The sequence below is a fragment of the Sneathiella sp. genome (genome assembly GCF_047631475.1).
In the GTDB taxonomy this organism is placed as follows: domain Bacteria; phylum Pseudomonadota; class Alphaproteobacteria; order Sneathiellales; family Sneathiellaceae; genus Sneathiella.
In genome coordinates, this window is sequence record NZ_JBLHZT010000030.1 from 20163 (window position 1) to 41167 (window position 21005).

Sequence of the window (21005 nt, forward strand, 5' to 3'; positions counted from 1 at the left end):
TACTTTGAAACAATGGGAAAGAGTTCTTGATTAAACGCATACTTATATCTTTTTTAGCCATAGTATTTGCGACCCTGCCTTCTGTGCGCGCTTATGCTCAACAGACGAAGCTGTCCTACATTCGTGATGCTGAAATTGAACATACCCTGCGATCCTACGCAAGCCCCCTCTTCACCACAGCGGGACTAAATGCAAATGATGTGTCCATTCACCTGATTAACAACAAAACACTAAATGCCTTTGTCGCCGGCGGGCAACGTATGTTTTTCTTCACCGGGCTTTTGGAACGGGTGGAACATCCCAGTCAGTTAAAGGGGGTTATTGCCCACGAAACCGGACATATTGCCGGTGGACATCTTGCACGAACACAGGAAGCCCTGGAGAAAGCGACAACCGCCAGTATCATCGGGTATCTTCTGGGAGCTGCAGCAATTATCGCGGGCGGCGGTGCGGGTGGACAAGGAATTATTATGGGCTCGCAAGCGCTCGCCACCAAAAATTTTCTAAAATATAACCGTACGCAAGAATCATCTGCGGATCAGGCCGCGATGGCCTATCTGAACCAAGTCGGCGTATCTGGTGTTGGAATGCTGGAATTCTTAAGAATTCTGGGGGAATCAGATCGGGCCAATTATGGCAAAATCGATCCCTACTGGCGAAGTCACCCGATCAGCAGTGAGCGAATTCAGGCGTTGGAACAACAGGTGAATAACTCACCGTTTAAAGATGTCAAAGATCCGCCGCACGAAGTGGCGGCCCTCAAACGGATACAGGGCAAACTTTTTGGCTTTACCAATAGCCTTGCAAAGACTTTGAAAAAATATCCACTGGAAGATCAATCGGTTGAGGCGCGATATGCGCGCGCAGTTGGATATTTTCGCAGACCTGACATTGCCAAAGCGACTGTAGAAATTGACTCTTTGATCGCTGAATTTCCCGGAAATCCATATTTTTACGAGTTAAAAGGGCAAATGTTATATGAAAATGGGGATGTGTTCGGTGCCCTTCCCTCTTTGGAAGCGGCCGTAGAAACAGCCCCGTTTGAACCTCTAATTCTAACCTTGTATGGCCGCGTTTTGTTAGCGTCCGGTCGCCGGGAAGATGACTTAAAAGCCGTCGAGGTTCTGCGTACCAGTGTTTCCTATGATCCAAATAATTCTGAAAGCTGGCATCAATTGGCGACCGGTTACAGTCGCATTGGTGATACGGGTAATCTGGCCCTCGCAACAGCAGAACGTTTTCTGTTAATCGGAAAATTCGATAAAGCCATTTTTCATGCGAAGCGGGCTCAGGAAAACCTGGGAACGGGCACCCCCGGCTTTCTTCGCGCCGATGATATCATCACAATCGCGGCCCAGTTGGAAAGCCGACGCTGATCAAATAACTTTGTACTCACAACCTTGTGCTTTGAATAGCGGGTGTCTTTGTATACCTTTACAATTCAGTTCTATTGTTAAAGGTTTATTCTATGCAAAATTCGAAGGGTACTGTGGCCCTCATCAGTGTTTTATGTCTTGGTCTGGCGGCGATGGTTGGTCTTAACCTCTATCAAATGCAAAAACCTGAAGAAGATACCAAGGATATATTTGGCGCACAGGTAAGAGCTTACCTTTTGGAAAATCCCGCGGTAATTCGCGAAGCCATTCAAGTACTCAGCGCGACCGAAGCCGCAGAAGCCCGTCAAAAAGCAAAAGAGCAACTGGCTTCTCGTATGAACGAGCTTGAAAATGACGGATACAGTTTTGTCGCTGGTAATCCGGACGGTGATATTACGATTGTCGAATTTTTCGACTACCAATGCGGGTACTGCAAACGAAGTTATCCTGATCTGATGAAGACCGTTGAAGAAGACGGAAATATTCGCTTGGTAATGAAAGAGTTTCCAATTTTGGGAGACGAGTCAGTTTTGGCAGCCCGGGCCGTTATGGCGGCAGAGAAACAGGGAAAATATAACGAGTTTCATAAAGTCCTGATGGAATCCCGTGGGGGTCTGTCTTTGGACAAAATCATGTCCTATGCGCAAGGTCTTGGGCTGAATGTTCAGCAACTGGCCACGGACATGGGGTCAGACGCGATTTCAAAGAGTCTCAGTCAAACCTACGAATTAGCGCAAGCACTCAATATTACAGGGACACCAGCCTTTGTGATTGGCGGGCACTTGGCCCCAGGTGCCATACCTGCGGACACCATGAAAAGGTTGGTTGCGGAAGCAAGATCCAAAAAATCATCCGCAACCAACTAGGTTTCATGCAAACTGGATCAGATGACGCCTCGGTTAATCTGGTCCAGTTCAATTGATTCAAACAAGGCCTGGAAGTTGCCTTCCCCAAATCCTTCATTCCCTTTTCGTTGAATAAGTTCAAAGAAAATCGGTCCAATGACATTTTGGGTAAAGATCTGAAGCAGTAGGCCCTGCCCTTCAGTTGGAGCGCCGTCCAGAAGGATTTTCAAATCTTTCAGCCGCGCCGTGTCTTCCCCATGATCTTTAACCCGTTCGTCCAGAAGATCGTAATAGGTATCCGGTGACGATTGAAATTCGACATTTTGCGCCTTCATGACTTCAACAGAGTTAAAGATGTCATCTGTACCCAAAGCGATATGTTGAATACCTTCCCCATGATACGCATCCAGATATTCCTGAATTTGCGACTTATCATCGGAACTTTCATTGATCGGTATCCGGATTTTCCCGCATGGGCTGGTCATCGCTTTACTTTTAAGCCCGGTCAATTTGCCTTCAATATCGAAATACCGAATTTCCTTGAAGTTAAACAGGCGTTCGTAAAATTCTGACCATTCATCCATGCGCCCCCGATGAACATTGTGCGTCAGGTGATCAATGTAAGTAAGTCCTGCCCCAACCGGGTTGCGTTCCTCCCCTTCAATCGGCACAAAATCCACATCATAAATGGAGCCTTTGTCACCATACCGATCAACCAGATAAATCAGCGAGTCGCCAATTCCCTTAATCGCTGGAATACTGAGCTCCATTGGGCCGGGTGTCGCGTCCACAACCCATGCGCCGCCAGCACGGGCTTGTTCAACTGCCTTTGCCGCATCTTTTACCCGAAAGGCCATCGCACAGGCGCAAGGGCCGTGAATCCGGGCAAAGGCCTGCGCAAAGCTGTCTTTCTCTGCGTTCACGATGAAATTAACATCACCCTGGCGATAAAGGGTTACATCCTTTGATCTGTGTTTCGCGACGGGACGAAAGCCCATCTGGACAAATAATTTTCCCAGAGCTTCCGGATCCGGCGCCGCATATTCCACAAACTCAAACCCGTCGGTTTGCATCGGGTTTTCCCATAAATCAGCCACAAAAGCCTCCATCACAAATTTCAAGAGATATATAGTTACATATGAAACTATTATTTTTCAAGTTGTTCTTTGCACGGTTAAAAGTCAAGATAGGCGGATGAAGAAAGAGTCAAGTAAACTTAACCTGCAACGATTTTTGCCTTATCGCCTGACAAAGCTTTCCGGAGTTATCAGCCGAAGCCTGGCAGAGCGTTATTCCCGTCAGTTTGACCTTACCATTCAAGAGTGGCGCATTCTGGCTATCTTGGGCGAAAAACCCGGATTAACTGCCCGTGAAGTGGGCGTTTTGGCGTCTCTTGATAAAGTAAATATGAGCCGCGCGACTGAAAAACTGGAAAAATCAGGGCGCATTACCCGTCAAGTTGTCGCCGAAGACCGCCGTGCATTTTCGTTAATCCTGACTGATGAGGGCAAGGCGGTCCTTGAAAAAATAATTCCGTTGGCGTCTGAATATGAGGATCTATTGTTGGAAGAATTTTCCTCTAACGAGATTGAAATGCTGGATGGCTTTTTAAATCGGCTGGATAAACGGGCAGATGAATTGATCCCGCATCTGAAAAAGAACGGTGACTAACCACCTTTTGGAGAGTTTCAAAGCAAGGGCACCCTTCCAAACCCCGGTAACTTTAACACCATATCCCCATAATCGAATCCCGTTGTTAATCCAAGAAGATGAAATTCGAGCCCTTCAACCGGACTAAACGCAAATCCGCCATATCCACCGGCCGAAAACTGCACCCCTCGTCCACTGACGGGTGTCCCGATAACCCCATCGCCCGCCAGATAGTCTTTACCGATTGCGGTTGGGGGAAGGTCTAGCTCCAACTCTGGGATTTCGCGGCTGATATAAGCGATAAACGTGTTGGAATTGGGCCCGGGCCAGACCTTATAACTGTCTTTATAGGGATAACGATCAACGACATTATTCAGTTTACCAATGATATCTGCCGCCTTTTGGCCCCTGATATCCGTTATAAGAAACGGACGGTTACCGGCCCAGTAATTATCCGGCACACCAAAGCGGATGGTAAGCGGGGTGTGCCGCCAGCCGATCACTTCGTAGCGTGTAAAGCCAGGGGCATTCGCTGCTTTGACAGATATCCACGTATGAACGGCAAAACTGCCACGCCACCCCCATGTGCGAGCGGCCATAACCTGTACAACGGCTTCTTTGATGATCTTGGGATCCGGGGAAAGATAGGTACGATCATACCGTGCGTTTGACCAGTGTTTGGTTTCAACACCATATTCGCTGGCGAACGAAATAAGCTGGGGGGTCAGAAATGGAAATAAAACCAGAACGAACCCTGCCAGAATTTTAATGAGCGTGCGTTTCATTCGTCTCCTCATCCATAAATATAAAGATGAGGAGACCGTATCAATCCGTCAAGAGTAAGGCGAAACTATATCAAACCTGCGAGTGGTGAACTTGGATCCGCATATTTTTTGATCGGCATCCGGCCTGCCAGGAAGGATTTGCGCCCTGCGGTTACAGCGTCTTTCATGGCAGAGGCCATGATGACCGGGTTTTTTGCATGTGCGATGGCAGAATTCATGAGCACGCCGTCACATCCCAGTTCCATTGCAATTGTCGCATCTGATGCAGTTCCTACCCCGGCATCAACGATCACTGGCACTTTCGCCTGATCTTTGATAATACCAATCCCGACAGGGTTCTGAATACCTAATCCAGAACCGATAGGTGCCCCCAAAGGCATAATGGCAACGCAGCCCATATCTTCCAGCATCTGACATTGAATAGGGTCATCTGAGCAATAAACCATAACCTTAAACCCTTCATCTATCAGGGTTTGTGCGGCTTTCAGGGTTTCGGGCATATTGGGATAGAGTGTTTTTTCGTGACCAAGGACTTCCAGTTTCACCAGATCCCAGCCTCCGGCTTCCCGCGCTAGCCGTAATGTTCGAAGGGCTTCATCTGCCGTATAACAAAAAGCCGTATTTGGCAGATAAATATATTTTTTCGGATCTACATAATCGACCAGCATTGGCTGCTTGGGGTCTGTAATATTCACGCGCCGAACAGCAACGGTAACCATTTCAGCGCCCGATGCTTCGATCGCCAGTTTCGTTTCTTCAAAATCTTTATATTTTCCTGTGCCTACAATTAACCGGGAGTTTAACTTACGGCCTGCGACTTCAAAAACATCATCCGTATCCACGGAACCACCTCCAATAAAATGAACTATTTCAAGTTTGTCGCCCTCTTCCAGCATCGTTGTGCTGTAGCTCGATTTAGGGACAATTTCCAGATTTCGTTCTAACGCTACTTTCTGACCATCCAATTCAAGATCATTCAACAGTTCGTCAATGGACAAAGAGCGGTCATAGACTCTCTTTTCACCATTTATTGTGAGGTTCATTTAACTCAACCTTTACTCAGCAGTTCATAATTAGGGTGACAATTTCGGCGATTATGGTGCTCACACGTCACTGTTGCAACCGTCAACCTTGTTTCTGTCATACTTTATTCATAATTAACTATGCTACGGCTTTATCAATCTCTAAAACTTGAGTATAAGTGAGCCGTCTACTAAATGGCCACAGGCCCTTAGGGAGAGGAAATGGGAAAGTCAGTTCTGATAGTAAATGGTCCGAACCTCAATATGTTGGGGAAACGTGAACCAGAAATATATGGCAGTACAACACTGTCAGATATTGAAGAACTGTGCCGCGTCCATGCAAAAACCCTGGGAATGGATTGTGCGTTCATGCAAAGTAACCTTGAAGGCGAGATGATTAATGCCATTCAAGCAGCCGGAGAGACGCATTCCGGTATTATTATTAATGCAGCCGCTTATACGCACACATCCGTGGCGTTAATGGATGCGTTAAAAGCAGTGAACCTGCCATGTGTAGAAGTTCATCTGTCTAATGTATTTTCACGCGAGTCTTTCCGCCACACGAGTTACATTTCTTTTGCCGCTACTGGCGTGATTTGTGGGTTTGGAGCAAAAGGATATACTCTGGCTTTAGACGCGCTTTCCGAAATTTTTGATCAATAGAAACGAAAAGTCGAACAATTATGAGTAAACTTGACATCGACAAGGACGTCATCCGGGAACTGGCCGAAATCATGAATGAAACCGGACTGGGTGAAATTGAAGTTGAGCATGGAAGCAGCAGACTGCGTGTTTCCCGTAATTCTTCTGTTGCAAGTCAGGCAGTACCTCAAATGGTGGCTGCCCCTGCTCCATTGGCTCCAGCGGCTCCTGCGGCTGTTGAAGCGGCCCCTGCTGCGGATGCCGCCTCTCATCCCGGCGCCGTGAAATCACCAATGGTCGGCACAGCGTATCTGTCACCAGAGCCCGGCGCTGCCGAGTTTATCAAAGTTGGTGATTCTGTTTCTCAGGGGCAGACCCTGCTGATTGTTGAAGCTATGAAAACAATGAACCCGATTGCGGCGCCAAAAGGCGGCAAAGTCTTGGATGTTCTTGTTTCAGATTCGCAACCAGTCGAATTCGGTCAACCTCTCGTTATTATCGAGTGAGTGGACATACTTGATGTTTAAAAAAATTCTCATCGCAAATCGCGGCGAAATTGCCCTTCGGATTCACCGCGCCTGTCGTGAAATGGGTATCAAAACAGTCGCTGTCCATTCAGAAGCAGACGCCGCTGCCATGCATGTGCGTCTTGCAGATGAAAGTGTGTGTATCGGACCGCCTTCGTCGACAGCAAGTTACCTGAATATTCCGTCGATTATCGCTGCGGCCGAAGTAACCAACGCAGATGGCATTCATCCAGGGTACGGATTTTTGTCTGAAAATGCTAAATTCGTCGATATCGTTACGGAACACGGCATCAAGTTCATTGGCCCGTCTGCTGATCATATCCGCCTGATGGGAGATAAGATCGCGGCAAAGGATACCATGAAGAAATTTGGTGTTCCTTGTGTCCCTGGCTCAGACGGTGAAGTTAAAACGCTAGAAGAAGCCCGCAAGATTGCAGCGGATATCGGTTATCCCGTAATCATCAAGGCTTCTGCCGGTGGCGGTGGACGCGGTATGAAGGTTGCTCTTAACGACGCCTCTATTTCTGAAGCCTTTTCTTCTGCACGGGCTGAATCGCAACTGGCCTTTGGAGATAATGCGGTTTACATCGAAAAATATCTGGGCACACCTCGGCATATTGAAATACAGGTTCTGGCAGATGGACAGGGCAATGTCGTGCATCTGGGGGAACGGGATTGTTCTCTGCAGCGCCGTCATCAGAAGGCACTGGAAGAAACCCCATCGCCTGCGCTGAACGACGCTTTGCGGGAACGCATTGGTAAAACGGTGTCTGATGCGATCCGGGAAATGCGCTATGAAGGCGTCGGCACTATCGAGTTTCTGTTTGAAAATGATGAGTTTTATTTCATTGAAATGAACACCCGCCTTCAGGTGGAGCATCCGGTTACCGAAATGGTTACGGGTATCGATCTTGTGCGTGAACAGATTAATGTCGCTGCCGGTCAGAAACTTAGCCTGTCTCAAGAGGATATTTCCTTTAATGGGCATTCGATTGAATGTCGGATCACGGCAGAAGACCCCAACACTTTTGCAGCATCCCCCGGCCCTGTGCTGGAGTTTCATGCGCCAGGTGGCTTAGGGGTTCGGGTCGATTCCGCGTTGTACTCCGGCTACAATGTTCCGCCTTATTATGACAGTCTGATCGCAAAACTGATTGTTCACGGTGCCAATCGGAAAGAATGTCTGATGCGCCTGGATCGCGCGTTGGAGGAGTTCGTTGTCGGAGGCATTAAAACCACATTGCCACTGCATCAGGAACTCATCAAGAACGATGAATTTATCAAAGGCGAATATAATATTCACTGGCTGGAAAAATTCATTGAGGATCGACAATAGTTTTTATTGATTGATCACATAGTATAATGACCGCGCTGACGACAGAAATTTTGTTGAGTGCCTATTCACACGGTATCTTTCCAATGTCGGAATCTCAGGACGATCCAGAAATTTTCTGGGTCGACCCTGAGCGCCGCGGCATTTTTCCACTAGATGATTTTCATGTCCCGCGAAGTCTCGCCAAAACGATCCGCAAGGATCCTTTCAAAATCACGGCGGACACCTGTTTTCGGCAGGTTATGAAGGAATGCGCGGCCTCGCAAAGCGGTCGCGAGACAACCTGGATCAATCGAACCATCCTTGACCTCTATACGGAACTTCATCAAGAAGGCCATGCCCATTCAATCGAATGCTGGGACGGAGATACGTTGGTGGGCGGATTGTATGGAGTATCCTTTGCCGGTGTTTTTTGCGGAGAAAGCATGTTTTCCCGTCAGACCAATGCCAGTAAAATTGCATTGGTATATCTGGTTGCCCGCTTGAAGCGAGGCGGCTTCAAGCTTCTTGATACCCAGTTCTTAACCGATCACCTTGCCTCGATGGGGGCGATTGAAATCTCTAGAGAAGAATATCATCGTCGGTTGGATCAGGCTCTGGATGTTGAAGGTGATTTTTATTCTTTAGAAGACGGTTTGTCGTCTTCCGCCATTTTGCAATCAATCACCCAAACATCATAAACAGGATGTTCAAGAGCATTTAATGCAGGGCTTGACGCAAACATCCATCCACTGAACAGCTCTACCGTTTCTTCTTCCTGTTTGGTTTCCCGAATTTCCAAAAATGTGGATGTCTCAGGTGGCTCCTCAGGAGAACGTTTCAGGCATTTACGGCTTGTGATTTCCAACGTGCCATACCGCACGCTTTCGCCAATGGGAATGATCAGGTCAAGTGTTCGGGCTGTCACTTTGTCCAACGCGCGAACAATCGATGCCTCCCCAACCAGAGACTCTGCATTCGCGTGATCGGCGGCAACAATAAGACCGGCAAAAACAACAGGTAAACAAAATAGGAAACGGCGTTTCAGAGGCATTTAAAATTGCACTCCCTACCCGGTCTTTTTGAAGAATATACGGGGATATCAATCACTTTTATCGTCACCGGAACCGGCGCTGAAGATGGCCTGCCCGATAAGATCCATCAAACTGACGGAACTTTGCGTATACGTGATTTCGTCGCCGCTTTGCAGCACAGTTTCCGCGCCGCCGGGTTCAAGATCCAGATAGCTTCCCCCCAGCAGGCTTTCTGACGCGACTTTGGCGGCGGTGTCCTCTGGCAAGGCAATTTCATCACGGATACTAATCCCAATGATTGCCTGAAACGTTTCTGTATCCAGCACCTGACTGACAACAGTTCCGACCTTGATGCCACTCATCCTGACATCACTACCGACCTGAAGGCCATCCACTTTATCAAAACGGGCTGTGAGATTAAGGCCGTTACCGGTCGTGCCGATATCAGCAGTGCGATAGGCGAAGACAAGAAAAATAGTTGCAAAAGCGAGGACCACGCCCCCGATAATGGTTTCAACAATATTATTTCCCAAACCTAAGCCTCCCGCTTATCGTAATGTTTCCGACGCAAAAAAACCTTATTCTGGTTTCCAAGCTTCGTAATCGGTTGTTGCCTTCTGTCGTTCACCGGGTGAAACAACAGATCCACCTGGACGGTAAGCATAGTCTGTACCGGTCAAATTTGGCAAATGCTCTTCTTCCCACTTGTTCGCCTCAACGGCTTGTTCTGAAGGAAGGTTATTGGTCGTGTAGTGCAGCCAGATATGCCAAGCCGCAGGGACTTTAGACGCTTCTGGCTTCCCTTTATAAAGGACCCAGCGGCGCTCCCGGCCCAATGGACCTGTCGGCTTTCCTTTTTCTTTATAGTAGCGATTACCAAACTGATCTTCACCAACCTGTTCCCCTTTTCTCCAGGTAAACAGTCTTGTGCCCAGCGTAGCCATAGCGTTCTCTTCCGTCTGAAACTCAATAATTTGCAGGAATATGGCATCCAACTTCCTGTCAGTCCAGCCAAACTTTACCCAGAGAAGATCAATTTTCGATGAATCTGTGACATCTATATTCCAGTGCCTCTTTTTCCGGTTTTGATTCTTGTGAAATTCAGTCTGATTAACCGAACTGTTGTTTTTCGGTCACCCCATAAAAAAAATGTGAGGACAGCGTTTTTTACTTGCCACAGAAAAAGGAAACAAAACTGCGACATTCCACGACATGTGGACGACGAACGGACCTCTCACTACAAGATATGGATTATGACATGGTTGACTTAAGGGAATGTGATTGGCACCATCCTAGCGTCTCTAAGGGGGAGGCCTACCAGATGTAGTGCAAGAAGGTCAGTTTTAATGACTGTGCACGGGTCGCGTTCTGAGTATTCATTCACCTTCTACGACACAAGAATTGGGGATTACTTTAAGGACGATTAACATGCGGATTACACGGCGATTTACCGATGAAAGCTCTTCACCTTATGCCAAGATCAAATTTCGTCAGGCGTCGAGTGAAATTAGGAATCCGGATGGCTCGATCGTTTTCAAGCTCGACAATATCGATGTACCGTCTGATTGGTCTCAGGTTGCCTGCGATATCATTGCGCAAAAGTATTTTCGTAAAGCCGGTGTCCCTGCCCGTCTGAAATCCGATAAAGAAGCGGATGTGCCCGATTGGTTGTCCCGTCAGGTAGCCGACGAAGAAGCGTTGAAAGATCTTCCAGAAGAAGAGCGGTATGTTCCGGAAACATCTGCGACTGAAGTATTTGATCGTCTGGCGGGTACTTGGACTTATTGGGGTTGGAAGGGCGGATATTTCGATACGGAAGCCGACGCCTCAGCGTATTTTGATGAAATGCGCTATATGTTGGCCCGTCAGATGGGTGCGCCAAATTCACCGCAATGGTTCAACACAGGCCTGCATTGGACTTATGGTATTTCAGGGCCTGCACAAGGTCATTCCTATGTGGATTACAAGACAGGCAAGCTGAAGAAATCCGTTAATTCTTATGAACATCCTCAGCCACATGCCTGCTTCATCCAGTCTGTTGACGATGATCTCGTCAATGAAGGCGGGATTATGGATTTGTGGGTACGCGAAGCGCGGCTGTTTAAATATGGTTCCGGAACAGGCACTAACTTTTCAAATGTAAGAAGTGCAGGTGAAAGCCTTTCTGGTGGCGGCAAGTCCTCTGGTTTGATGAGCTTTCTTAAAATCGGTGATCGGGCAGCAGGCGCGATTAAGTCCGGCGGTACAACCCGCCGTGCCGCTAAGATGGTCACATTGGATATCGACCACCCTGATATTGAAGAATATATTCAGTGGAAAGCCAAAGAAGAGCAGAAAGTGGCCGCGCTTGTCGCAGGTTCAAAGCTCTGCGGTCGTCATCTGAACAATGTTATTAAAGCCTGTCATTCCGCTGAGGGGGACGAAGCCTTTAATGTTTCAGAAAATCCGGAACTGAAAAAGGCGATTATTGGCGCCCGTAAGGCAATGGTCCCTGAAAACTATATCCAGCGGGTTATTCAGTTTGCCAAGCAAGGCTACACAGAAATTGAATTCGCCACTTACGATACAGACTGGGATTCTGAAGCTTATCTGACAGTTTCCGGTCAGAACTCCAACAACTCTGTTCGGATTACTAACGAGTTTGTGGAAGCCGTTTTGGAGGATGGAAACTGGGATCTAATTCGCCGTGTTGATGGCAAGGTCGCGAAAACCATCAAAGCCCGCGACCTTTGGGAAATGATTGGCGAAAGCGCCTGGCAGTCTGCCGATCCTGGTCTGCAATATGATACAACAATCAACGAATGGCATACCTGCCCGAAAGACGGACGCATTAATGCGTCCAACCCTTGCTCAGAGTATATGTTCCTTGATGACACAGCGTGTAATCTGGCGTCTCTTAACCTGATGAATTTCCGCCGCCCGGATAAAAGTTTCGATGTTGAAGGGTTTGAACATGCCGTTCGGATCTGGACGATTACACTGGAGATTTCGGTTTTGATGGCGCAGTTCCCATCAGAAGAAATCGCTAAGCTTTCTTATAAATTCCGGACACTTGGTTTAGGATTTGCCAATATTGGCGGTCTTCTGATGTCACAGGGCCTGTCGTATGATTCAGACGAAGGTCGGGCTCTTTGTGGCTCTATTACGGCACTGATGACTGGTACAGCGTATAAAACAAGTGCTGAAATGGCGTCTGAATTAGGCCCCTTCCCCGGATACAAGAAAAACTCCGCTGAAATGCTGCGTGTTATCCGAAACCATCGGACAGCCGCTTATGGCAAATCCAGTAATTATGAAGGGTTGACCGTAAAGCCGGTTCCCCTTGATATTGAAAACTGCCCGGATGCCTCATTGGTCGATGCCGCCATCCGTTCATGGGACGAAGCCCTTGAACTCGGCGAAAAACATGGCTTCCGTAATGCTCAGTCAACCGTGATTGCGCCAACCGGAACCATCGGACTTGTGATGGATTGCGACACGACTGGGATCGAACCTGATTTTGCTCTTGTGAAATTCAAGAAACTTGCGGGCGGCGGATATTTCAAGATCATCAACCGGGTTGTTCCGGAAGCACTGGATAATCTGGGGTATAGCCGTTCGGAAGTTCGGGACATTATCAACTATGCCGTTGGACATGGAACTTTGCAGGATGCACCGGGCGTTAATCATGAAGCACTTCGTGAAAAAGGCTTTACCGACGATATTCTGGAAGAAATCGAAAAAGGACTGGCCGCAAGCTTTGATGTCAAGTTCGTGTTTAACAAATTCACCCTTGGAGAAGAATTCTGTACCGATGTCCTTGGCCTAAATGCCGAAGATCTGGATGATTATAACTTTGATTTATTGGCCGCCATCGGCTTTACCCGCGCTCAGATTGAACAAGCGAACACCTACTGCTGTGGCTCCATGACGCTGGAAGGCGCGCCTCTGTTAAAAGAAGAGCATCTGCCGGTATTCGATTGTGCCAACCCATGTGGCCGTATTGGTAAACGCTACCTGTCTGTTGATAGTCATATTAAAATGATGGCCGCGTCGCAGCCGTTTATTTCCGGTGCTATTTCCAAGACAATCAATATGGCGAACGCCTCTACCGTCGAAGATTGTAAAGACGCCTATCTTCTGTCCTGGAAACTGGGTCTGAAAGCAAATGCCCTTTATCGGGATGGCTCTAAACTCAGTCAGCCTCTCTCCGCCATTTCAATTGATGAAGAGGACGAGATGGAGCTGGAAGAAAAGCTTCAGGAGGCACCAGCAGTTGCAAGCACCGTTATTGCTGAACGGATTGTTGAACGTCTGTCGAACGAACGTCGTAAGTTGCCAACACGCCGTAAAGGATATACACAGAAAGCAGTTGTTGGTGGTCATAAAGTTTATCTGCGAACCGGTGAATATGATGATGGCACCATTGGTGAGTTATTCATTGATATGCATAAAGAAGGCGCAGCCTTCAGAAGCTTGATGAATAATTTCGCAATCGCAATTTCCATTGGCTTGCAGTATGGCGTTCCACTTGAGGAATTTGTCGAGGCCTACACCTTCACACGCTTTGAACCGTCAGGGATTGTGGAAGGCAATGATGCCATTAAGATGTCTACTTCTATTTTGGATTATCTGTTCCGCGAACTGGCAATTTCATATCTTGGCAGAAACGATCTGGCACATGTTGTCGTTGATGATCTGCATATGGACGCCATGGGCGGCGGTGAGTCACAGGCGGAAATCTCTGACGAGGAAGTCAAGGAAACCTCCAGCCCATTGGGAAATGTCATTAATCTTGCCTCCACAGGCTATGTGCGGTCTAACAATTTTCAGGTGTTGCAAGGCGGTTTGAATAACATGTCAATGGCAGTGGGTCAGACCGAAACGGCGGCCCCAGCAGCGACAACGATGACGCCGCCGCCAACATCAACACCGGGGTCAGGGGCAAAACCTGCATCCAGTGGCAAGAAAGCCGGGTCAGCTGGATCAAGCCGAATGGACAAGGTTCGCGAAGCCCGGATGAAAGGATATGAAGGGGATAGTTGCGGAGAATGTGGAAACTTCACATTAGTGCGAAACGGAACCTGCATGAAATGTGATACATGTGGCTCCACAAGCGGTTGTTCTTAATGGGTTTTGTAAGTCGGTAACAAACAAACCCAGTATAAAATTAACGTTGTGTAACTTGTAATGTAGCGTGTTTGTAGGGATCAAATTGTTGTTTGCAGGACCTGCAGAACCTGTTTTACTCCGACAATGATTTGGTTCACGAGCTTGTTAGTTTCTTTACTTAAGTCAGTGATTATTTGGGCGGTGTCTAAATTTCTTAGACGCTGCCCCTTTTTTTAGGATCCCCAACTCAAGGTCACCCCTTTCTTGCGGGCATTCATTGAAATCGTTCTTTTTTTCTTGGAAGTAATAATCTCAGGTTGCGGTTTTCCGAAAAGCCACCCTTGGCCATAATTAACCCCGAGTGATTTGAGATACTGTGCTTGTTCTTTGGTTTCGACCATTTCAGCAATAGTGCCAATTTTGAGTTCCTGACACAGGCGAGCCATGCAGCGTAAAATTGCAGCGTCTTTTTCATTGTTCAAAACATCGCGAACGTAAGCCCCATCGATTTTTACATGATCGACAGTAATCGCCCGAATATATTGGAACGAGGCTGCCCCTGCCCCCATATCATCCAGACTGACTTCAATACCGTTTTTTCGGATCTGTTGAATAACGCGTTCAGCCCGCACAAGATCCTTTATTTGACTGGATTCAGTAATTTCAAACCCAATAAACGGATGTAAGTCAGTTGCCGTCACCAGCAATGATAAGAGCGAGTCAATGAACCCATCGGATTCTATTGAATGGCCGGAAATATTGATGGCGATTTTGGGATGTTCGTTCCCCTTTTGGCGAAAACTGGAAACATAATCAATGGCCTTTTTGGACACAGCGAGGTCCAAATCCAGAATTATACCAACTTCTTCGGCAAAGGTGACCGTTTCAAAGGGCGATTCACCATCTGCAAAACGACACAAGACCTCATGGTGGTGGACCTCTTCTGTATTCAGAGCAACAATGGGTTGGTACACAAGGCTGAAATCATGACGCTTAAAAACACTCTTGAGGCTTGAAATCCGGTTCATCGTCGATTCCATGCGGCCCTGCAAGCCATCCGCCAGGTTTTCTATGCTGAAATCACCATTTTCTTTGGCCACGAAACTGTTAATCACAAACATCAGCGCATGGCTGGCATTTTCTGAGGAGAGGTTCCCCTTATCAAGGTCAATCGTACTCGGGGTTACCTTTACCCCATGACCAGGTGCCATCTCGTTTGAAATCAGTTCGACTTTTTCTTTTAAAAGGGTTTCATCGAAACTCTTATTGTGCAGAACGCCATATTTATCTTCATCAATACGGCCCGCAGAATCGCCCCCGAAAGAATAGCTGCGCATTACCGCACCAATTTTGTGGAGAAACTCGCCCATGTCTGTTTCAGAGACATTCGCGGCCATATCCCCAAGGTTGGACAAATTTAAGAGGGTGAGTTCAAGATCTTGACCGGTTTCTGCGGCAATTGACAATTGATCGTTGGCCAGTGTGATAAAATCGTTTTTATCCAGCAATCCGGTGTCGTCATCCCGATTGACGGCTAAAGACTGGGCTGCGGGCAATCCGGTAACATTGAGGGTCAAATATAAATGCCCATGGGTTCGCGGTAAACTGCAGGCGCCGACAATGGCCGTCACATTGGATTTTTTCATCCGGGCAGCAACCGGACTGATACGCTCCCCTTCTTTCATATTCTTGAACAGGTACGAAATCACACGTTGATCAAGCGGGTCCAGAACATCTGTAAAATCGGTTCCATGAAGCTCTTCTGCTGTTTTTCCGGTAATCCCTTTTGCCGCACCAGACGCAAAACAAATCTTTCCCTTGTCATCCAACTCTATTAGCAGGTCAGCCGCGGCAAATGAAAATGCCACAAAGCGTTCTTTATCATCTTTTAGGGAGTTTAGTTTTTCTGATGCAACCACAATACAGCCCTTCATTGAGAAGCGCTAATATTATGCGGTAAAACATTAACAAAATTAAAATTTTGGCAAAATAGTTGAAAGCCCGGAAATACCGGGCTTTCAACCTAAAAAATCAACTCTCTGCTTTTGGTTCAGGCATAACAGTCCGAACATGCAGTTCGCGGAGGTTTTTCGCAGGAACCGGTGCTGGTGCCTGCATCATCAGATCCTGGGCCTGCTGGTTCATTGGGAACAAAATCACTTCGCGAATATTTGGCTCGTCTGCAAGCAACATAACAATACGATCGACACCTGGGGCAATACCACCATGCGGAGGCGCGCCGTAACGGAAGGCATTCAACATGCCACCAAAACGATCTTCAACAACCTGGGGATCATAACCAGCGATTTCAAACGCCTTCATCATGATGTCTGGACGGTGGTTCCGGATTGCGCCGGAAGACAGTTCAATACCGTTACAAACGATATCATACTGGTAGCCTTTGATATCCAGCGGATCCATTGTTTCCAACGCTTCAAGGCCGCCTTGTGGCATTGAAAACGGGTTATGGCTGAAATCGAGTTTTTTCTCTTTTTCATCATATTCGTACATTGGGAAATCAATAACCCAACAGAATTTGAAAACATCTTTTTCGCAGATATCAAGGTCAGTGCCGACAATATTTCTGGCTTTACCCGCCAGTTCAGCGGCTTCCAATTCTTTACCGCACGCAAAGAAAATACCGTCACCGTCTTTAACGCCCGCGGTTTCCTGAATTTTTGCGATACGATCCGCATCCAGATTTTTCGCAATCGGTCCTTTCGCTTCACCATCCTTGAAGATGATATAGCCAAGACCACCGGCCCCTTCTTTACGGGCCCAATCGTTCATTTTGTCAAAGAAACTCCGTGCTCGGTTTCCAGCACCTGGCGCTGGAATAGCCCTAACAACAGACCCTTTTTCAACCGCACCGGCAAACAAACCAAAGCCCGAACCCCTGAATATTTCAGTAACGTCTGACAAAAGGATCGGATTTCTAAGATCCGGTTTGTCAGAGCCATATTTCAGCATTGCTTCGTCAAAAGGAATTTTGACAAATGGTGTCTCAACCCGGCGATCACCAGCAAATTCCTGAAAAACGTTTGTCAAAACCGGTTCAACAGCATTGAAAACATCGTCCTGCGTTACAAACGCCATTTCAATATCAAGCTGATAAAATTCACCCGGACTACGATCCGCACGCGCATCTTCATCCCTGAAACAAGGTGCGATCTGGAAATACCGATCGAAACCAGACATCATTACCAGCTGCTTAAATTGCTGCGGTGCCTGAGGCAATGCGTAGAACTGGCCAGGATGCATCCGGCTTGGAACCAGAAAGTCCCGTGCCCCTTCCGGAGAAGACGCCGTCAGAATAGGTGTCTGGAATTCCATGAAACCCTGATCGATCATACTGCTGCGCAGCTTTGAGATCACGTTGGAACGCAAGATGATATTGTTATGCAGCCGTTCCCGGCGCAAATCGAGATATCGGTGACGCAGGCGAATATCTTCTGGATATTCCTGTTCACCAAAGACCGGCATAGGCAGATCGTCGGCCGCAGACTGCAAAGCGAAATCGGTAATATCAATTTCGATTGCCCCTGTTGGAAGGTTCGGATTGACCGTGTCCTCGCTCCGGGCGACAACTTTACCGGTCACCGTGATAACACTTTCAGATCGGGCGGCTTCAACCTGTTTGAAAATCGGAACATCCGTTTCGACAACGCATTGCGTAATACCATAATGGTCGCGCAGATCGACAAAAAGCAGATTGCCATGATCGCGTTTTCTATGGACCCAGCCAGAAAGGCGGACTGTTTTACCAACGTCACTGTCACGAAGTTCAGCGCAAGTATGTGTACGATAACTATGCATCACGGTTCTCTTAAGCGTTTATCAGGATCAAAATACTCTATAGTGAGTACCAAAGGGCTTGTATTACATGCTTTTTCTCCAAAGGCCAACCTTCCTTTGTTGTAAAAAATCGGCTAATCTCAACTTTCCTGTAAAATACCGTCATGGACAGTGGCAAATGCGTCTGTTCAACGATTAAAAAGAGTAATAAATTTCATGCAGATTGTGACCTCGACAGATACTCTTTCAGACTTATGTCAACGGCTTTCCAAACATTCTTATGTCACCATAGATACCGAATTTTTAAGGGAAAACACCTTTTGGCCCGAACTGTGTCTGGTGCAAATCGCCAGTGATGATGAATCCGCGATTATTGATCCGTTGGCCAATGGAATTGATCTGGCCCCACTGTTTGAGCTGTTGCAAAACACAAATGTGTTGAAGGTTTTTCATGCAGGCCGTCAGGATCTGGAGATTTTTCATCATCTTTCGGGACATGTACCTATTCCGATCTTTGACACTCAGGTTGCTGCAATGGTGTGTGGATTTGGCGAATCCGTTGGCTATGATACGCTTGTTACAAAAATCACCGGACATGGGATTGATAAATCCTCGCGCTTTACAGACTGGTCACGCCGTCCGCTGACTGAGCGGCAGTTATCTTATGCCGAAGCCGATGTTACCCATCTTCGCGACGTTTATCAGCATCTAAAGGCGGAGCTTGAAAAATCGGGTCGGTCCCAATGGCTGACATCCGAAATGACGATCCTTGAATCACCAGAGACTTATTTTCTGCCGCCGGAAAAAGCCTGGCAAAAAATTAAAGCCAGAAATAACAAACCTCGTTTTCTGGCCATCCTTCAAACAACGGCGGCGTGGCGGGAAAAACAGGCACATCATCAAAATATTCCGCGCAATCGCATTCTCAGGGATGAAGCTTTGCTGGAAATTGCGGCCAATCCGCCCCGCAACGCAGAGAAACTCTCTCATGTCAGGGGGATTGGTAAAAAATTTGCAGAAGGAAAAATGGGCGCTAGTCTGCTGTCCGCAATCAATGAAGGTATTGAAATGCCGCATGATGATTGTCCAAAGGTCGCATTGAAAGCACAAATGCCCAAAGGGTTGGGTCCTTTGATGGACTTGCTGAAGGTATTATTGAAAACACGATGCGAAGAAGAAAACGTTGCTCAAAAACTCGTTTGTAACAGCCGCGATCTGGAAAAAATTGCCAGTGATAGCAATGCTGATATTCCAGCCTTGAAAGGGTGGCGGCATGAAGTTTTTGGACAACACGCCCTCGCCCTAAAAGAAGGTAAAATCGGCTTTACCGCTAAAGACAATAAGATCCGGATTATCGATCTCTCATAATCCGGATTTCAGCCGTCTTGTTAAAGCTTGTGGCCAGACTGTTCAGTCTGCTTTCAACATGCACACCCTGCAACATCGAAAGTTCTTCAGGCAGGTAAAGAACAACCACGTTGCCTTCCACTGTGAGTTTGGTGCGCGGTAAAATCCCAATGGTACCACCGCTCAAAGTGTGAGACAGACGTAAAGCCAAACCCAGACTAAGCGCATGTCCGCGTTCTTCTTCTGATACCAGAGCCAATCCGTCTTCCGGGGCGTTACCATCCAGATTGCCGCGATATCGCGCATATACAGCAAGGGCGACAATCGCCCTTCCCTTGTGGCCAATGCCGCTAAACGGCGCGCGGAAAATTCGCCTGAACGCTTGCGGTGCCCGATAATCGGTACTCATCAACCAGGCGATATCTGACAAAGTTGCTGAGGCCAGCGCCAGACGCTGTCCTTTCTCAGGGATGTGATAAAACGCGCCTTTCATCCAACTGAATATTTCTTCACCATGTTCCGCAAAACGACCTTCGCGAGCTGCCATATCGCGGCAGGCTTCCAGCAAAGGATCCCGCTTGCGTACCGGTTTTTTAAGCTCAGAAAAAAGCATGCCTTCACGCAGGCCGTTTGCAGAAAAAATAATGCTCTTCGGGGTGATGATAGTGAACAGCTGTTCCATGATAATTGCAGCAGTTCTCATTGTGCTGACGCGGGATTTAGGAACAAGCGGCATTGCCCGAAGATAATCGTCAGACAGCTCTTTTACTTCGGAAATTGTCTCAAGCATTTCTGGAAGCGACAATTTATAATTGTGAATTATGTTCAGCGAATGACCGGTTTTCGAGATATGGTATCGAGCCAGTGCACGCCAGGCACCGCCCACGACGTAAAAGTTTTTGCCCTTCAATTCTGAAAGCCAGTCCACTTTTGAAAAGTAATCATTCAGATAATCAGCAAGTTGCTGATTATTCATATCCATCTGCCACAATCGCAAAGCCCCTAACGGAAGGGTTGCCGTGTTTTCAATGCGGTGGTCATCAACCTTAACAAGCTCAAGACTACCACCGCCCAGATCGCCCACAAGACCATGTGCATACGGCATTCCTGACAAAACACCCAATCCCGCATAGCGAGCTTCCTGTTTGCCGCTCAACACCTGAACATTGAAATCGCATTCCTGCTCGACATCTGCGACAAATTCAGACCCGTTGTCTGCTTCACGGACAGCGGCGGTCGCCGCAACGAGAACGCGGTCAATTCCCATTTGATTAACCAGTGCCGCATACCGGCGGAGGGCTGCCATGGCTTGATCCATCGCATCCTGACCCAACAGTTGAGAGCTTCCCAAATCCCGGCCCAGTCCGCAAAGGACCTTCTCGTTGAATTTCGGCATTGGAACACGTGAAGGCCCATCAAATACAACAAGCCGCACCGAGTTAGACCCGATATCAATAACAGCGGTGAGTTTCTTGGATGACTTTACTTCCGGATCCAGACTTCTGTCTCGATGATCAACAATATCCTGCACAAATTTACTCTTTGCTATGGCACCCAGTACCCTGTCCCAAGTGCAACA

The 21005-nt window shown here is 47.5% G+C and carries 18 protein-coding genes; 9 read left to right on the top strand and 9 right to left on the bottom strand.

The genetic code is table 11. From position 1 onward, the window contains the following. Positions 1-26 precede the first annotated feature (26 nt). Both ACJAYR_RS12615 and ACJAYR_RS12620 read left to right on the top strand, forming a co-directional pair. The gene (locus ACJAYR_RS12615; RefSeq protein ID WP_415236929.1) at positions 27-1376 is read left to right on the top strand and encodes a M48 family metalloprotease; all 1350 of its coding nucleotides are present in this window, start codon (positions 27-29) and stop codon (positions 1374-1376) included. A gap of 92 nt (positions 1377-1468) precedes the next feature. Further along, positions 1469-2242 carry a DsbA family protein gene (locus tag ACJAYR_RS12620; protein ID WP_415236930.1) on the top strand — a complete coding sequence of 258 codons (774 nt, stop codon included), beginning with the start codon at positions 1469-1471 and terminating at the stop codon, positions 2240-2242. Between the two features lie 17 nt (positions 2243-2259). On the opposite strand, the gene hppD is transcribed toward ACJAYR_RS12620, so the two are convergent. Next, positions 2260-3330, bottom strand: coding sequence for a 4-hydroxyphenylpyruvate dioxygenase (gene hppD, locus ACJAYR_RS12625; RefSeq protein ID WP_415236931.1), 1071 nt, complete (start codon positions 3328-3330; stop codon positions 2260-2262). A gap of 85 nt (positions 3331-3415) precedes the next feature. On the opposite strand from hppD, the gene ACJAYR_RS12630 reads away from it, so the two are divergent. Continuing rightward, positions 3416-3892: a MarR family winged helix-turn-helix transcriptional regulator gene (locus ACJAYR_RS12630; protein ID WP_415236932.1), complete on the top strand. Its 477-nt coding sequence runs from the start codon at positions 3416-3418 to the stop codon at positions 3890-3892. Positions 3893-3909: 17 nt separating this feature from the next. On the opposite strand, the gene ACJAYR_RS12635 is transcribed toward ACJAYR_RS12630, so the two are convergent. Then, the gene (locus ACJAYR_RS12635) at positions 3910-4656 is read right to left on the bottom strand and encodes a DUF3750 domain-containing protein (protein WP_415236933.1); all 747 of its coding nucleotides are present in this window, start codon (positions 4654-4656) and stop codon (positions 3910-3912) included. Between the two features lie 65 nt (positions 4657-4721). Then, positions 4722-5699: a sulfur carrier protein ThiS gene (gene thiS, locus ACJAYR_RS12640; protein WP_415236934.1), complete on the bottom strand. Its 978-nt coding sequence runs from the start codon at positions 5697-5699 to the stop codon at positions 4722-4724. A 201-nt stretch (positions 5700-5900) separates the two neighbouring features. Here thiS and aroQ point away from each other — a divergent pair, with 201 nt between their 5' ends. Genes aroQ through aat form a run of 4 tightly spaced genes read left to right on the top strand, consistent with a single transcriptional unit; the run spans position 5901 to position 8860 of the window. Further along, entirely contained in the window at positions 5901-6341 is a 441-nt protein-coding gene (aroQ, locus tag ACJAYR_RS12645; protein WP_169545469.1) for a type II 3-dehydroquinate dehydratase, read from the top strand. 20 nt (positions 6342-6361) lie between these two features. Continuing rightward, entirely contained in the window at positions 6362-6826 is a 465-nt protein-coding gene (gene accB / locus ACJAYR_RS12650; RefSeq protein ID WP_415236935.1) for an acetyl-CoA carboxylase biotin carboxyl carrier protein, read from the top strand. Between the two features lie 13 nt (positions 6827-6839). Next, the gene (gene accC / locus ACJAYR_RS12655) at positions 6840-8183 is read left to right on the top strand and encodes an acetyl-CoA carboxylase biotin carboxylase subunit (protein ID WP_415236936.1); all 1344 of its coding nucleotides are present in this window, start codon (positions 6840-6842) and stop codon (positions 8181-8183) included. Positions 8184-8209: 26 nt separating this feature from the next. Continuing rightward, the gene (gene aat / locus ACJAYR_RS12660) at positions 8210-8860 is read left to right on the top strand and encodes a leucyl/phenylalanyl-tRNA--protein transferase (protein WP_415236937.1); all 651 of its coding nucleotides are present in this window, start codon (positions 8210-8212) and stop codon (positions 8858-8860) included. On the opposite strand, the gene ACJAYR_RS12665 is transcribed toward aat, so the two are convergent. The 3 genes from ACJAYR_RS12665 to ACJAYR_RS12675 are packed head-to-tail and all read right to left on the bottom strand — an operon-like array spanning position 8797 to position 10137. Next, a complete protein-coding gene (locus ACJAYR_RS12665; RefSeq protein WP_415236938.1) occupies positions 8797-9213 on the bottom strand; it encodes a DUF2155 domain-containing protein in 417 nt (138 codons plus the stop codon). The two genes, aat and ACJAYR_RS12665, sit on opposite strands and share 64 nt — an antisense overlap. A gap of 48 nt (positions 9214-9261) precedes the next feature. Beyond that, positions 9262-9726, bottom strand: coding sequence for an outer membrane lipid asymmetry maintenance protein MlaD (mlaD, locus tag ACJAYR_RS12670; protein ID WP_169545466.1), 465 nt, complete (start codon positions 9724-9726; stop codon positions 9262-9264). A gap of 45 nt (positions 9727-9771) precedes the next feature. Further along, entirely contained in the window at positions 9772-10137 is a 366-nt protein-coding gene (locus tag ACJAYR_RS12675; protein WP_169545465.1) for an NADH:ubiquinone oxidoreductase subunit NDUFA12, read from the bottom strand. A gap of 484 nt (positions 10138-10621) precedes the next feature. Between ACJAYR_RS12675 and ACJAYR_RS12680 the strand changes: the two genes are divergently transcribed. Next, a complete protein-coding gene (locus ACJAYR_RS12680; RefSeq protein WP_415236939.1) occupies positions 10622-14302 on the top strand; it encodes a vitamin B12-dependent ribonucleotide reductase in 3681 nt (1226 codons plus the stop codon). A gap of 215 nt (positions 14303-14517) precedes the next feature. Here ACJAYR_RS12680 and ACJAYR_RS12685 read toward each other — a convergent pair whose 3' ends face one another. Beyond that, positions 14518-16218, bottom strand: a complete 1701-nt coding sequence (locus ACJAYR_RS12685) for an EAL domain-containing protein (protein ID WP_415236940.1) — start codon at positions 16216-16218, stop codon at positions 14518-14520. A gap of 97 nt (positions 16219-16315) precedes the next feature. Continuing rightward, positions 16316-18100, bottom strand: coding sequence for an aspartate--tRNA ligase (gene aspS / locus ACJAYR_RS12690; protein WP_415236941.1), 1785 nt, complete (start codon positions 18098-18100; stop codon positions 16316-16318). Positions 18101-18295: 195 nt separating this feature from the next. On the opposite strand from aspS, the gene rnd reads away from it, so the two are divergent. Beyond that, a complete protein-coding gene (gene rnd / locus ACJAYR_RS12695; protein ID WP_415236942.1) occupies positions 18296-19447 on the top strand; it encodes a ribonuclease D in 1152 nt (383 codons plus the stop codon). Here the strand turns inward: rnd and ACJAYR_RS12700 are convergent. Beyond that, positions 19431-20957 carry a hypothetical protein gene (locus ACJAYR_RS12700; RefSeq protein WP_415236943.1) on the bottom strand — a complete coding sequence of 509 codons (1527 nt, stop codon included), beginning with the start codon at positions 20955-20957 and terminating at the stop codon, positions 19431-19433. The two genes, rnd and ACJAYR_RS12700, sit on opposite strands and share 17 nt — an antisense overlap. Positions 20958-21005 lie beyond the last annotated feature (48 nt).

Bases quoted from the DNA above. Each gene is read 5' to 3' on its own strand.
- accC (WP_415236936.1), top strand. From the start codon at position 6,840: ATGTTTAAAAAAATTCTCATCGCAAATCGCGGCGAAATTGCCCTTCGG.
- rnd (WP_415236942.1), top strand. From the start codon at position 18,296: ATGCAGATTGTGACCTCGACAGATACTCTTTCAGACTTATGTCAACGG.
- accB (WP_415236935.1), top strand. From the start codon at position 6,362: ATGAGTAAACTTGACATCGACAAGGACGTCATCCGGGAACTGGCCGAA.
- ACJAYR_RS12635 (WP_415236933.1), bottom strand. From the start codon at position 4,656: ATGAAACGCACGCTCATTAAAATTCTGGCAGGGTTCGTTCTGGTTTTA.
- aat (WP_415236937.1), top strand. From the start codon at position 8,210: ATGACCGCGCTGACGACAGAAATTTTGTTGAGTGCCTATTCACACGGT.
- ACJAYR_RS12685 (WP_415236940.1), bottom strand. From the start codon at position 16,218: ATGAAGGGCTGTATTGTGGTTGCATCAGAAAAACTAAACTCCCTAAAA.
- ACJAYR_RS12680 (WP_415236939.1), top strand. From the start codon at position 10,622: ATGCGGATTACACGGCGATTTACCGATGAAAGCTCTTCACCTTATGCC.
- ACJAYR_RS12620 (WP_415236930.1), top strand. From the start codon at position 1,469: ATGCAAAATTCGAAGGGTACTGTGGCCCTCATCAGTGTTTTATGTCTT.
- aspS (WP_415236941.1), bottom strand. From the start codon at position 18,100: ATGCATAGTTATCGTACACATACTTGCGCTGAACTTCGTGACAGTGAC.
- ACJAYR_RS12675 (WP_169545465.1), bottom strand. From the start codon at position 10,137: ATGGCTACGCTGGGCACAAGACTGTTTACCTGGAGAAAAGGGGAACAG.
- ACJAYR_RS12665 (WP_415236938.1), bottom strand. From the start codon at position 9,213: ATGCCTCTGAAACGCCGTTTCCTATTTTGTTTACCTGTTGTTTTTGCC.
- aroQ (WP_169545469.1), top strand. From the start codon at position 5,901: ATGGGAAAGTCAGTTCTGATAGTAAATGGTCCGAACCTCAATATGTTG.
- thiS (WP_415236934.1), bottom strand. From the start codon at position 5,699: ATGAACCTCACAATAAATGGTGAAAAGAGAGTCTATGACCGCTCTTTG.
- hppD (WP_415236931.1), bottom strand. From the start codon at position 3,330: ATGGAGGCTTTTGTGGCTGATTTATGGGAAAACCCGATGCAAACCGAC.
- ACJAYR_RS12630 (WP_415236932.1), top strand. From the start codon at position 3,416: ATGAAGAAAGAGTCAAGTAAACTTAACCTGCAACGATTTTTGCCTTAT.